Source organism: Mesorhizobium sp. LCM 4576 (genome assembly GCF_001854815.1).
Lineage (GTDB): Bacteria > Pseudomonadota > Alphaproteobacteria > Rhizobiales > Rhizobiaceae > Mesorhizobium > Mesorhizobium plurifarium.
This window is the reverse complement of sequence record NZ_MDDT01000015.1, coordinates 16,928-29,652: the sequence shown is the minus strand read 5'-3', so window position 1 is coordinate 29,652 and position 12,725 is coordinate 16,928. Positions and strand designations below refer to the sequence as shown.

Genomic DNA, 12,725 nt, shown 5'->3' with positions numbered 1-12,725 from the left:
CCTCCGCTTTGGTCAGTCGTCGGCCAATATCTGGTCGCCGGCCAATATTTGATCGCCGGATTGGCTTACCACAAGGTCGTCGCGATGGATCATCGCCGAACGCGCCTCGTAGCCGAGCACGGTTTCGATCTCGGCCGTCTTCAGACCCGCGATCCTTACGGCATCGGCGGCATCATAGGCAACCAGCCCGCGCGCGATCTCGCGGCCCTCGGGCGACAGGATCGCCACCGTGTCGCCGCGCGAGAAATTGCCGCTGACCAGTTTTACCCCGGCCGGCAGCAAAGACTTGCCGGATTTCAACGCGCCGATGGCGCCGGCATCGAYGGTGAGCCGGCCGGCCGGTTCGAGCTGCCCGGCGATCCAGGTCTTATAACCCTTCACCGGGTTGGCGCTCGGCTTGAAGAAGGTCGCTCGCTCGCCGCGTTCGATCGCCATCAACGGCGACAGCCTGGTGCCGGAGGTGATGATCATGGCGGTGCCGGCGGCGTTGGCGATCTTGCCGGCATCGAGCTTGGTGCGCATGCCGCCGCGCGACAATTCGGAAGCGGCCGCGCCCGCCATCGCCTCGATGTCGGGCGTGATGCGGTCGACGACTGGGATGAACTTTGCCTGCGGATCCTTGGCCGGCGGCGCGGTATAGAGCCCGTCGATGTCGGAAAGCAGCACCAGAAGATCGGCGCCCATCATGGTCGCCACCCGCGCCGCCAGCCGATCGTTGTCGCCGTAGCGGATTTCGGACGTCGCCACCGTGTCGTTCTCGTTGATGACCGGCACCGCCTTCATCTTGAGCAGCGTCGAGATCGTCGCGCGCGCGTTGAGGTAGCGGCGTCGCTCCTCGGTGTCGCCAAGCGTCAAGAGGATCTGGCCGGATCTCAGCCGGTTCTTGCCGAGCGCATCCGACCAGGCGCCGGCAAGCGCGATCTGGCCGAYGGCGGCAGCCGCCTGGCTCTCCTCGAGTTTCAGCGCGCGCTTGCCCAAGCCGAGAATGGTGCGGCCGAGCGCGATCGCGCCCGAGGAGACGACGAGCACTTCCGCGCCGGCATCGGCAAGCACGGCGATGTCATCGGCCAAGGAGGTCAGCCAGTCGCGCTTCAGCCCTGCCGCGCGGTCGACGAGCAGCGCCGAGCCAATCTTCACGGTGATGCGCCGGTATGATTTCAGCGATTTCATGGGTCTTACCGCCAGCGCGTGTCGACGGGGGCCGGAACGGCGTCGCGCGATTCCGCGACCACCGCCATCAGCGCGCGCAGCACCGCTTCGACGCCTTCGCCGGTGACGGCCGACAAAAGCATCGGCGCGCGGCCGGCCGCGCGTTTCAGCGAGGCGGCCTTCTTCTTGCGGGCGTCCGCATCGAGGATGTCGACCTGGCTGAGCGCGACGATCTCGACCTTGTCGGTCAGCCCATGGCCATAGGCTTCGAGCTCGGCGCGTACGGTCTTGTAGGCCTTGCCCGGATTTTCCTCCTGCGCGGAGACGAGGTGGAGCAGCACGCGCGTGCGCTCGACATGGCCGAGGAAAYGGTCGCCGATGCCCACCCCCTCATGAGCGCCCTCGATCAGGCCGGGAATGTCCGCCAGCACGAATTCGCGGCCATCGATGCGGGCGACGCCGAGGCCGGGATGGAGCGTCGTGAACGGATAATCGGCGATCTTCGGCTTGGCGGCGGTGACGGCCGCAAGGAAGGTCGACTTGCCGGCATTGGGCATGCCGACCAGGCCGGCGTCGGCGATCAGCTTGAGCCGGAGCCAGATGCTGAGTTCCTCGCCGGGCAGGCCGGGATTGGCGCGGCGCGGCGCCTGGTTGGTCGAGGTCTTGAAATGCTGGTTGCCGAAGCCGCCATTGCCGCCCTTGGCGAGCAGGAAGCGCTGGCCGACAATCGTCAGGTCGCAGATCAGCGTCTCATTGTCCTCGGCAAAGACCTGCGTGCCCGCCGGCACTTTCAGCGTCACGTCGGCGCCCTTGGCGCCCGTCATGTTGCGGCCCATGCCGTGCATGCCGGTCTTGGCCTTGAAATGCTGCTGGTAGCGATAGTCGATCAGCGTGTTCAGCCCGTCGACCGCTTCCACCCAGACATCGCCRCCGCGGCCGCCGTCACCGCCATCCGGTCCGCCGAATTCGATGAATTTCTCGCGGCGGAACGACATCGATCCGGCGCCACCGTCGCCGGAACGTATGTAAACCTTGGCCTGATCGAGGAATTTCATCGGATTTTCAAGTTTCTGCTGATGGCTGTGAGCGATTGCTCTAAGGCATGCCTTAAACCAAGGCGGAGCCAAGGGCGAGGCCCGTTTTGCGACTAAAGCGCCTGATGCCCTTAGGCCAAGGACGCGGTAGCACTGTTTGGGGGCGAGACTGGGAGGCGCGGGAATGAAGATCGTCACCTACAACATCCAATACGGCATCGGCCTCGACGGCAAATATGATGTCGGCCGCATCGCCGACGCGGTGCGCGGCGCCGATGTCATCGCGCTGCAGGAAGTGACCCGCAACAACCCGCGCAATGGCGACCGCGACATGGTGGCCGAGATCGGCGAGGCGCTGCCCGATTATTTTGCCGCCTATGGCAGCAATTTCGAGGTCAATATCGGCTCGCGCCTGGAGAACGGCCGCGCCATCTCGACCTCCTTCCAGCTCGGCAACATGGTGCTGTCGAAGACGCCCATTCATCTGTCGCGCAATCTCCTTCTGCCGCGCAGCCGCAGCCTCGAGACCATGAACTTCCAGCGCGGCGCGCTCGAGGCGCTGATCGAGACGCCGCTCGGCTTCATCCGCTTCTATTCCACCCATCTCGACCACCGCAGCCCGGTCGAGCGCCAGGGCCAGATCCGTTTCCTGCGCCAGCGCCTCCTGAACTACGCGCTGGAAGGCGGCGGCCTGTCGGRCATTCCCGAGATCGGCCTGCCGGACCTGCCCTATCCGGAAGCCTTCATCGTCATGGGCGACTTCAACATGCTGCCGGGCTCGCCCGAATATGTCGAACTCGCCGGCCGCCCGGACCATGAGTTCGGCATGCCGCTGACCGCCGATCTCGCCGTCGACGTCGCCCAGCGTCTTGCCGTCGCCGACCTCGTCACCTGGGTCGATCCCGACCGGCCCGCCGACAAAAGCCGCCATAAATGCATCGACTACATCTTCACCAGCGCCWCGCTCGCCAAATCGCTGCAGCGCCTGTGGTCCGACCGTGACGCCGTCGGCTCCGACCATTTGCCGCTCTGGGCCGAACTCGGCTGATGGATCCTCATCCGGCCGCTACGCGGTCACCTTCTCCCCTCGGGGAGAGGCCGGATTGCCCCGAATTGACCTTGGCAATTCGGTTGACAATCCGGGCGAGGGCGCGCCGCTCAACCTTCCGAAGCCCCGATCAATAGTGGATCCAGTTGCGAAGACTGTTCCACGTCTTCCTGTCGAGCCGGTAACGCTCGACCGGAACCTGGCCGGCGACGATCGAGTTCAGCATGCCCTGGCCGGCATACTGGAAGCCGCATTTGTGGATGACCCGCCGCGAGGCCGGATTGATCACCCTGGTCGAGGCATGCAGCACCTGGATCGAGGTCCGCTGGAAGGCGAGGTCGACGAGCGCGTGCGCGGCTTCCGTGGCATAGCCGCGCTTCCAATAGGGCTCGCCGATCCAGTAGCCCAGCTCCAAGCCGCGATCGGTGGTGTTCAGGCCGGCRCAGCCGACGAAGGTGCCGCCATCCTTGAGCGTCAGCGCATAGACGATGCCGGCGCGGCGYGACGCCGCCATGGCAAGGAAGGTGCGGCCTTCGGCTTCGCCATAGGGATGCGGCATGCGGGCCAGCATTTCGGCGACATGTCGGTTGTCGGCAAGCGTGACGAGTTGCTCGAGATCGCTTTCGCGCGGGGCGCGCATGACCAAGCGCTCGGTGGCCAGCACCGGGCAATCGATCGCATAACTTTCGTCTTCGGTATCTTCCGCTTCGGCAACCATTTTAGTCCTCCAGGGCAAGAAATGAAAAAGGAGAGAGGGCAAGCCCATCTCTCCTGATCCTTTTCCTGGCCTGGCCAGACACCGGTTCCCGAGATGGGCGCCGGTGTTATGGTGCGGAACCGGCTACTCCGCTGCTTTGGTAATCGGGTTCACCGATACGTAGGTTCGGCCGTTGGCTTTCTTGTTGAAGGTGACTGCGCCGGCTTCGAGCGCAAAAAGGGTGTGGTCCGTGCCCATGCCAACATTGGTGCCCGGATGCCATTGCGTGCCGCGTTGACGGATGATGATATTGCCGGCGACGACGGCTTCGCCGCCGAACTTCTTCACGCCCAGACGCTTGGAGTGCGAATCGCGCCCGTTGCGCGAAGAACCGCCAGCTTTCTTGTGTGCCATTTGACTAACTCCGATGCGCCCTGAGGCGCTTGAATGGTCTTATGAACGCGTTCGCGTTCCGTTTCAAGTCCGTACCGGCGACGATCGTCGCCGGAGAAATTACTTCTTCGCCAGTTCCTTGGCCTGCTCGCGCCAGTCCTTGATCTGGTCGGCGCTGAACGGCATATGCTCGTCGATCTTGGCGACATCCTTGTCGGTGAGCTTGGCGAGCTGCGCGAAGGTGACGATGCCCTGCTCGGCGAGGTCCTTCGCCGCGACCGGGCCGATGCCCTTGATCACGGTGAGGTCGTCCGGCTCGCCCTTCGGCGCCTTGAACAGCGGCGCGGCCTTTGCCTCTTCGCTGGCGGCAGTTTCCTTCGGGGCGGCTTCCGCCTTCGGAGCAGCTTCCTTCTTGGCCTTCGGCTCCTTCGGAGCAGCCTCGGCCTTCGCCTCGGCGGCGACTTCAGCCTTGGCCTCTGCCTTGGCTTCCGGCTTCGCAGCAGCCTTCTTCGACGGCTTGGYGCCGCCCAGCAGGATCTCGGCGATCCGGACCGTGGTCAGCAGYTGGCGATGGCCGATCTTGCGGCGCGAATTCTGGCGGCGGCGCTTCTTGAAAGCGATGACGGTGCGGTTCTTGCCCTRCTCGACGACTTCCGCCGTGACCATGGCGCCATCGACGAACGGCGCGCCGAAGGTGACATTCTCGCCCTCGCCATGCGCGAGCACATTGCCGATCTCGACGATATCGCCGACCTTGGCTTCGAGCTTCTCGATCTTCAGGAGATCGTTGGCGGCGACGCGATACTGCTTGCCGCCCGTTTTGATGACTGCGAACATTTTTAGCCTWTCGCTGTTCGGTCGGCCTTGATGAGCCGCCTGAGGCGGTTCGRCCGTCTTTTTGTCAGTCTGCGGGTTCAAAAAACAAGCGGCGCGGAAGAGCCTCCACGCCGAATGCGGGCTGTCCCTAACCGAAGGTTGCGCCGGAGTCAAGGCAAGCGGCCTTGTTCCGAGAGGCCGCGAGCGGCGTTGCCGGCAAATATCGGTCCGCCMCGTCGCAATCGCTTTTCACGGAAGCTGGAATTCGCTCGAATAAGGCCTTGTATCTCCGGCAGTCAGCCGTTATCTAGTGCGCCGCGCCGGCAACGGCCGACCATGACCTCGCGGAGAGGTGGCAGAGTGGTCGAATGCACCGCACTCGAAATGCGGCATACTCGCAAGGGTATCGGGGGTTCGAATCCCTCCCTCTCCGCCATATTGTCGTTGCCGTTACGCCGCGCCGCCCAGGAACATTTCGATGGGTCCGACGTTCCCGGCCATGGTCAAAAAGCAATCCAACGACAACCGTTCATACTTCGAATTCGACGTGATGYGCGAAGCGTTCAAGCGCTGGGTCGAGGAGGACAAAGTTCCCGAAGATCAATGGCGGCCGCGCGCAACGAAACTGGTCCGTATCGTGACCGGCGACGACTACGTTGATCCCAACATGGTGGAATGGATCGTACGGAGCAAAAGCTCCACCCCCGCGGATGAAGAGTGAAGCGCTCACATGCCGAGCATTACAATCCTGTCGGGTTGATGAGTAGCCGCTACCAAAGCAGCCGCCGCCTGCTCGACCTCRTCGGCCAGGTGGTCCACCTTATCCATCCGCTTGACCACGCGCTCATGAAGCATCGAAAGCCGAGCGGATCTGTGGATCTCGGCGCGCTTTTCGCCATGCATATCGAGGGGCGCAAACATTACCATCCCCGCCAACGGCCATCTGCGGCGTTTGTTCCGCGGTCGTCTGTTGGAGCAGCTGTGCCCCCTTGGCCGGCACGCCTATGCCGTTTCGGCAAGTCCGGCCTGAACTCACCGCTGCATGGACGGGACAGGTGAGTACATTTATATTAGCGATACCTAATCATAGGAACGGTCCTCGCGTATCGCAGCACGCGACATCCGCTCGAAAGGCYTTTTGTTCGGAGGGGACGCAAGCATGACAAGCGAACGTCGTTACGAATACGAACTGGGGCATTCGGAAAAAGAACTGAGAAGGCTCGCGACGCAGGCGGCCTTGGTTGACCCCATGACGCGCGACTACCTGCGGCGGGCCGGGCTCCGAACGGGAATGCACGTTCTCGACATCGGAAGCGGCGCCGGCGACGTGGCTTTTCTGGCGGCCGATATCGTTGGGCCTACAGGTCTGGTCATCGGTTCGGATACATCGCCGGMAGCTCTCGAAGCAGCTCGGGCGCGAGCCGCGCAACGCGGACTGGAGAATGTGATCTTCCACCAATGTGATCCCGCAAGCTTTGCCTTCGACATATCATTCGACGCAATTGTCGGCCGTTATGTGCTGATGTTCTCGCCCGATCCCGTCGAAATGTTGAGAGGCGTTGCGCGAAATCTTCGTCCGGGGGGCGTGGTCCTATTCCACGAAGTCGATTGGACCGGGGCCGCCTYGTTTCCGCCCGCCCCAACCTACGACAACTGCTTTCGGTGCATTGCCGAGACGTTCCGTCGGGTGGGCACCAATCCCAATATGGGCCTCGCGCTCCACTCGACCTTCATCAAAGCTGGACTGYCGGCCCCCAGCATGGCGATCAGTGCTTTGGCCGGAGGCGGGTCGGACAGCCTGAGCGGTATTGACCTTGTTTCGGATCTTGCGGCGACCATGGCTCCGGYGATGGAACAGATGGGTGTCATCGCAGCTTCGGAACTCGGCCCGGACACCCTTCAAGACCGAATTCGCGCCGAGGCTGCCGCAAACRCCAGCGTGGTGATCGGCCGCTATGAGGTGGGAGCCTGGTCACGACGGATTTAGGTGGGGCAATCCCGACGGCCTCCCACACCGACCACAGCCCTTGCCAGGACGTTGAACGTGCCGCCCTTCGGCATCTCCTTTTGCTTGGAAAAGGACCAACCACCACCGGGCGGTGCGATCCTTATAGTTGCCATTGTCTGTCGCGGGGATGAACGGCAACTTATGATATAATATGATCTCAGGGGAACATCCTGTGGAGGGCCGTCAGACATGCGCTCGGGGCAAAATCCAACCGTATCCGGTCGCTGTTTCACAACGGGTGACAGGATGACAGGGCGAACCATAGCGRCTGCCCTTGCACTTGCGTTTTCCTTTTCGCCTTCGCACGCGCAACCGCAGCATCGTCTGCCGAGCGGTTACAAATGGGGCCGCTGCCTGCTGGTCGTTCACGGTGAGACCCGCATCTCCGGAAAATGCTCCTATCAAATCGAGAAGGGCGGCGATTTCAACATCCAGGGTCCCAAGCAGGTCTTCGCAGGCATCGAGTATCCCGATACGCATAGCGGGGCCGGTGAGATGTCGAAGGATTACTGGGCCGTTGTCTACAAGGACGGGGATTCTTGGGCAGGCTATGCGAACGGGGATATCCGCGACACGCATGGCGAGGCAGGAGATTGGGGGGAGCTTCGCCGTGAAGGCGCCTGCTATGTCGGGAAGGACGTCAAGGTCTGCCTTTGGCGTTAGCCGGCTCAAGCGGTCGTAGGGTTGGCGCGAGCAGATCGATCGGTGAGTAAGCTGACGCCGCCTGGATCCATTGGGCGGCGACCGGGCAAGACCTACCCCAGCGACACCAGACGTTCGAGGAAGCGCCCCTTCCCGGCATGGCGCTCCCGAATCGACTGAAGTCGGACACGGAATTCCTCGGCGCCGCCCTCTCTTTCGGCAAGCACCGACAGATCGGAAAGAAGCGCCGCCGCCTTGTCGTAACCGGCGGGATTGCGCCGCATGATCTCGGTCTCGACCTCTTCCCAGACGGTTTCGCCCCTCTGGCGAAGGGCCTCGACCCGCACGTCTTGCGCCTTCTTCGCCGCTTCCGCCCGCAATCGCCGCTGCGCTTCCGCCAGCTCCGCCTCGGCGCGCTCGCGGGCAAGGCGAATGTCTTCGGCCCGTGCCTGCAGATCCGCCGCTGTGCGCAATGCGCCAGGCGAGATTGTCGTTTCGGGTTCCAGACGTGTCCGGACAGTGGCCCRCAACTCGGCGGACATGTTGGGCTCGCCGTTGAAAACCCRCATGAGCAGATCGGTTTTCTCAGCGTCGCTCATCGCCGCGACCACCCGCCGGACCATTTCCGGCGCGGGGTCGGCGGGCGCAATTGCCGCGTTTCGCTCGGCCGCCGCCTGGACGAGATCATGATCGATGCCGAAGAACGCGGCAAACGCTTCGAGCGCCTCGGTCAGCGGTCCGATCCCCGGCATCGGCTCCGGTTCATCGGATTCGATCGCTTCGGCTTCGACCGCCATCAGCCAAGTGAGATAGAAAAGCCGAAGATCGCCCGCGAGCAGATCGGCCCGCAATGGCGCCAAGGCCACGAGCCAACTCGAATCCTCATCGTCCAGATATTCGAGCTCCAACTCATCACGCGAGATGCTTATGATGACGTTCTCGCCGGCGTCTTCGAGCATGACGTCGTCRGTCGCCGCGAGGAAGGCCCCTATGCGATCCCGATCGACCAGCCGGGCCGGCAGCTTCATCATCAGGCGGCGGGAGCCCCAGTTCGCGAAATAGAGATGAAGATCGAACCAGCGCGCCATAAGCTCGTCCGGATCGCCTCTGAAATCCCCCCACTCGTAGAAATTTGTGAAGCTGGTGGCGGTGATCCGCGCCCGCGAGGATAGACCGCGAAGCACCTGGCGATCCGCGTTGCTGAGAGGACGATCGACCGCCTGGAATTCATAATATTGGTATTCGCTCATTGCTAGACCGGGTGCAGGAGTTCATCGGCTTCGAGAATATGTAGCGCCTCGACGAGCGTTACATTCGCATGCAATGGCCACCATTTGCCTGTATGCCGCATCCAATAAATGTCGAATCTGTCTGGTCCGATGCGGTCCAGCCTGGCGAATGGCGCGTCGAACTCCTCGCCGCGATTTTGCTCCCAGCCCGACCGAAAGCGCTGGATGAAGCGGTATCGTCCACCAGCCCATGCRCCCCGGATGTCGACTGTGTAGTTCCATTGCGTCGGTCGTATCTCGGACAGATACTTGGGCTTGAGGACGTCCTGAATAAACTTTTCGCATGACGTGACAATCGCCTGTTTTTCCCGGGGGTCTATCGTTGYGGGCCTTGTGGCTCTACGGCCCCACTGCTTGCCTTGGACCATAGGGTTGATCCATCCTCTGTTTACCGGCCGTATCTCTTGCGACCRCCAACATCCTGTCGATTCACAACTCGGCGAGCAAACATGAAACCGGAACAACGGGCAAGGAAGTGGATCGAGAAGAAAGCCAAGAAAGGAGTGCGAAGCTACCCTGTTGGCACCATCGCCTTCTATGGGCCCGATGACAGCCGCGCCACCAAGGTGGCCGCCGCGATACTTCCCTACCAAGACTCAGAGGTGACCGAGCTGCGTCGGTGGTTCGGCGAAACGGGCGATCTGCGCAAGGATGACAAGATCTTTGYCGAAATCGCGGCGTTCTTGTGGGAGCAAGACGTCCATTCCGTGGTCATGGTCGACGGAATTCTCKGGTGTCCGCATGAGGAAGGGACTGACTATCCTGAAGGCGGCGTCTGCCCGAAATGCCCCTATTGGGCAGGGCGAGATCGCTGGGCGGGCAAGCTCAAAGCCTATTGATATCCCGTCGAGATTGATCGGTCGCGGCGCACCTCCACGATCCTGCGATAAGGCCTTCAGTCCAATCCATCCGCCTGATGCGCCGCGATCGCAGCCAAGAAAACCTCGCCGAACTCCTTGAGCTTRGCTGCACCCACGCCGTTCACCTCGGCGAAGTCGTCGAGGTCGCGCGGACGGCRCTCGGCCATGTCGATCAGGGTGCGGTCGGAGAACACCACATAGGCCGGCACCTGGCGTTCCTTGGCGAGCCGCAGCCGCAGCGTCTTGAGCGTCGCCAGAAGCGATGCATCGACGCCCTCGCCATCCATGGCGGCGCCTTGCGCGGCACGCTTCCTGCCCCGCGCGAGACGGTCCCGGCCCTCGACACGATACTCGAACGCGACCTCGCCACGCCCGAGCGCGCGACCGCTTTCGGAGATGACGAGACCGCCATGGCCGTCGGGATCGGGCACCAGGAAGCCGCCGGCGACAAGCTGCCGGACGAGCGACAGCCAGACCGGCTTCCTGTGCATGATGCCGGTCCTGAAGCTTTCGAGCTTCTGATGGCCTCTCGCCAGCACCTTCTCGGTCTCATGGCCGAGCAGGATGTCGATGACATGGGAGGCGCCGAAGCGCTCGCCGCTCTGCGCGATCGCCGCAAGGATGAAGCGCGCCTCGGCGCTGCCATCGGCGCGCGGCGCCTGGTCGAGGCAATTGTCGCAATTGCCGCAGGCCTGCGCCTCCTCGCCGAAATAGCCGAGCARCACCTGGCGCCGGCACTGCGCCGTCTCGCAATAGCCGATCAGCGTGTCGAGCCGGCGATGCGCCCGTCTTTTGTGCTCGGGCGAGGTATCCTCCTCGTCGATGAACATCCGGCGCGTGCGAATGTCGCTGGCGCCGTAGAGCATGTGCGCTTCCGCCGCCCGTCCGTCGCGTCCGGCGCGGCCGATCTCCTGGTAATAGGCCTCCAGGCTGCCCGGCAGGTCGGTGTGGAAGACATAGGCGACGTCGGGCTTGTCGATGCCCATGCCGAAAGCGATGGTCGCCACCATGACGACGCCCGACAGGCTCATGAAGGCGTTCTGGTTGGCCTCCCGCGCCTCCTTGCTCATGCCGGCATGGTAGGCAAGCGCCCGCACGCCGTTCTTCTCGAGGAAGGCGGCCATCTCCTCCGTCTTGCGGCGCGACAGGCAATAGATGATGCCGCTCTTGCCCTGGTGGCGCTCGATGAAGCGCAGCAGCTGGCGCTTGCTGTCCTGCTTGGCTTCTATCRCCAGCTTGATGTTGGGCCGGTCGAAGCCCAGCACCAGGGTTTCGGCCCGCCCGGCGAACAGCCGCGCCTCGATATCGGCGCGCGTGGCCTCGTCAGCCGTCGCCGTCAGCGCGATGATCGGCACGCGGGGAAAGAGGCCGCGCAGCCGCGACAGGTCCTCATATTCGCGCCGGAAGGCCGGGCCCCACTGCGAGATGCAATGCGCCTCGTCGATGGCGATCAGCCCGACATCGAGCCTGGACAGCGCATCCAGCATCCGCTCCGTCATCAGTCGTTCCGGCGCCAGATAGAGCAGCCGCGTCTGCCCGGAYGCCACGCGGCGCCAGGCCGCCACATTGGTCTCGCGGTCGAGCGAGGAATTGATGGTGTCGGCGGYCACGCCGGCAAGGCGCAAGGCGGCGACCTGGTCCTGCATCAGCGCGACCAGCGGCGACACCACGATGGTGAGCCCGCCCTTGACCAGCGCCGGAACCTGATAGCAGAGCGATTTGCCGGCGCCTGTCGGCATCACCGCCAGCACATGCCGTCCGGAGAGCAGCGCCTCGATCACGGTCGCCTGTCCGGGGCGGAAATYGTCGAAGCCGAACACGTCTTTCAGGACGCGCCGCTTGTGGTCCCCGGCCCGGATGCTCGTCGCCTGTGCCGGCATCAGGCAGACACCGGGCAGCAGTTCGTTTTCGGGAAGGTGAGAAGAGCAGACAAGTGATTCACCACGTGATGCCCTGAAGTAGCRCAGGGCCCATCCGRCCACAACCGTGCTCGGCTGGAATCCCGTCGCTCCGTGYCAATGTCGTCATTCGAAAGCGACCGCTGGCATAGCGCCCGAGAGTTCCGCCGATGCATTCCGAAGTGCTATGGTTTCGAGTCGCCGAAGCCCGCCGGTCGACGCAAAAGGAACCTTCGCATGATCGATCCCGCCACGCTCATCACTTACGTCGCGGTCGTGTTCGGCTTCGTCTTCATTCCGGGTCCGGCGACGCTGCTCACGGTCGCGCGGGCGACGAGCTCAGGCACGAAGGTCGGCATCGCCACCGGAGCCGGTGTCGCCGCTGGCGATGTGATCCACACCATCATGGCCATCGTCGGCATCTCGGCCATCATCGCCGCCTCGGCGATGCTGTTCAGCATCGTCAAATATATCGGCGCGGCCTATCTCGTTTATCTCGGTATCCGCGCCATTCTCGAAAAGGCGCCGGCCGGCCTGGCGGGCAGGACGCTGCCCATCTCCGCGGGCAAAGCCTTCCGGCAGGCGATCCTGACCGAAGTGCTTAATCCGAAGACCGCTTTGTTCTTCCTCGCCTTCCTGCCGCAATTCGTGCACCCGCAAGGCGGTTTCGTGATGCTGCAGCTGATGCTGCTCGGCATCATCTTCGTCCTGCTCGGGCTCTTCAGCACGGTCGTCTTCGCCGTCAGCGCGGGCGGCCTGGGTTCTTTCCTGCGCCGCAATCCGGYGGTGCTGAAATGGCAGGGCAAGGTGGTCGGCGGCATCTATTGCGCGCTCGGCATACGCCTGGCGCTGCAGCAGCGCTAGAGAAGGCGAAACACTCTAAGGACGCTT

At 63.3% G+C, this 12,725-nt stretch carries 15 protein-coding genes and 1 tRNA gene; 7 read left to right on the top strand and 9 right to left on the bottom strand.

The features are described 5' to 3' along the window. Window positions 1–12 precede the first annotated feature (12 nt). Together proB and obgE are read right to left on the bottom strand one after the other, a co-directional pair. The gene (gene proB, locus LCM4576_RS07185; protein WP_071031329.1) at window positions 13–1,170 is read right to left on the bottom strand and encodes a glutamate 5-kinase; all 1,158 of its coding nucleotides are present in this window, start codon (window positions 1,168–1,170) and stop codon (window positions 13–15) included. A 5-nt stretch (window positions 1,171–1,175) separates the two neighbouring features. After that, on the bottom strand, window positions 1,176–2,204 hold the full coding sequence (gene obgE / locus LCM4576_RS07180; RefSeq protein WP_071031326.1) for a GTPase ObgE: 1,029 nt from the start codon (window positions 2,202–2,204) through the stop codon (window positions 1,176–1,178). Window positions 2,205–2,367: 163 nt separating this feature from the next. On the opposite strand from obgE, the gene LCM4576_RS07175 reads away from it, so the two are divergent. After that, entirely contained in the window at window positions 2,368–3,231 is an 864-nt protein-coding gene (locus LCM4576_RS07175; RefSeq protein ID WP_071031324.1) for an endonuclease/exonuclease/phosphatase family protein, read from the top strand. A 130-nt stretch (window positions 3,232–3,361) separates the two neighbouring features. On the opposite strand, the gene LCM4576_RS07170 is transcribed toward LCM4576_RS07175, so the two are convergent. The 3 genes from LCM4576_RS07170 to LCM4576_RS07160 form a co-directional block, all read right to left on the bottom strand. Beyond that, entirely contained in the window at window positions 3,362–3,949 is a 588-nt protein-coding gene (locus LCM4576_RS07170; RefSeq protein ID WP_041011112.1) for a GNAT family N-acetyltransferase, read from the bottom strand. Window positions 3,950–4,072: 123 nt separating this feature from the next. Beyond that, complete coding sequence (gene rpmA, locus LCM4576_RS07165; RefSeq protein WP_040991608.1) at window positions 4,073–4,342, bottom strand: 50S ribosomal protein L27; 270 nt, start codon at window positions 4,340–4,342, stop codon at window positions 4,073–4,075. A 99-nt stretch (window positions 4,343–4,441) separates the two neighbouring features. Then, on the bottom strand, window positions 4,442–5,158 hold the full coding sequence (locus tag LCM4576_RS07160; protein ID WP_071031322.1) for a 50S ribosomal protein L21: 717 nt from the start codon (window positions 5,156–5,158) through the stop codon (window positions 4,442–4,444). Window positions 5,159–5,483: 325 nt separating this feature from the next. On the opposite strand from LCM4576_RS07160, the gene LCM4576_RS07155 reads away from it, so the two are divergent. Further along, a tRNA-Ser gene (locus LCM4576_RS07155) sits at window positions 5,484–5,573 on the top strand. A gap of 42 nt (window positions 5,574–5,615) precedes the next feature. Beyond that, entirely contained in the window at window positions 5,616–5,858 is a 243-nt protein-coding gene (locus tag LCM4576_RS07150; RefSeq protein ID WP_071031320.1) for a hypothetical protein, read from the top strand. 5 nt (window positions 5,859–5,863) lie between these two features. Here the strand turns inward: LCM4576_RS07150 and LCM4576_RS07145 are convergent, their stop codons facing one another. Beyond that, window positions 5,864–6,058, bottom strand: a complete 195-nt coding sequence (locus LCM4576_RS07145) for a hypothetical protein (protein ID WP_131803232.1) — start codon at window positions 6,056–6,058, stop codon at window positions 5,864–5,866. A 238-nt stretch (window positions 6,059–6,296) separates the two neighbouring features. On the opposite strand from LCM4576_RS07145, the gene LCM4576_RS07140 reads away from it, so the two are divergent. Both LCM4576_RS07140 and LCM4576_RS07135 read left to right on the top strand, forming a co-directional pair. Continuing rightward, a complete protein-coding gene (locus tag LCM4576_RS07140) occupies window positions 6,297–7,124 on the top strand; it encodes a class I SAM-dependent methyltransferase (RefSeq protein ID WP_071031479.1) in 828 nt (275 codons plus the stop codon). A gap of 210 nt (window positions 7,125–7,334) precedes the next feature. Then, window positions 7,335–7,808, top strand: coding sequence for a hypothetical protein (locus tag LCM4576_RS07135; RefSeq protein WP_131803231.1), 474 nt, complete (start codon window positions 7,335–7,337; stop codon window positions 7,806–7,808). Between the two features lie 92 nt (window positions 7,809–7,900). Here LCM4576_RS07135 and LCM4576_RS07130 read toward each other — a convergent pair whose 3' ends face one another. Next, window positions 7,901–9,037, bottom strand: a complete 1,137-nt coding sequence (locus tag LCM4576_RS07130; protein WP_071031317.1) for a hypothetical protein — start codon at window positions 9,035–9,037, stop codon at window positions 7,901–7,903. A gap of 2 nt (window positions 9,038–9,039) precedes the next feature. Then, window positions 9,040–9,444: a hypothetical protein gene (locus LCM4576_RS07125; protein ID WP_071031315.1), complete on the bottom strand. Its 405-nt coding sequence runs from the start codon at window positions 9,442–9,444 to the stop codon at window positions 9,040–9,042. Window positions 9,445–9,525: 81 nt separating this feature from the next. Between LCM4576_RS07125 and LCM4576_RS07120 the strand changes: the two genes are divergently transcribed. After that, a complete protein-coding gene (locus LCM4576_RS07120; protein ID WP_071031313.1) occupies window positions 9,526–9,915 on the top strand; it encodes a hypothetical protein in 390 nt (129 codons plus the stop codon). Between the two features lie 56 nt (window positions 9,916–9,971). Here the strand turns inward: LCM4576_RS07120 and recQ are convergent, their stop codons facing one another. Continuing rightward, window positions 9,972–11,816: a DNA helicase RecQ gene (recQ, locus tag LCM4576_RS07115; protein WP_071031311.1), complete on the bottom strand. Its 1,845-nt coding sequence runs from the start codon at window positions 11,814–11,816 to the stop codon at window positions 9,972–9,974. 255 nt (window positions 11,817–12,071) lie between these two features. On the opposite strand from recQ, the gene LCM4576_RS07110 reads away from it, so the two are divergent. Beyond that, complete coding sequence (locus LCM4576_RS07110; protein WP_071031478.1) at window positions 12,072–12,698, top strand: LysE family translocator; 627 nt, start codon at window positions 12,072–12,074, stop codon at window positions 12,696–12,698. The last annotated feature ends 27 nt before the right edge of the window (window positions 12,699–12,725 follow it).

Bases quoted from the DNA above. Each gene is read 5' to 3' on its own strand.
- rpmA (WP_040991608.1), bottom strand. From the start codon at position 4,342: ATGGCACACAAGAAAGCTGGCGGTTCTTCGCGCAACGGGCGCGATTCG.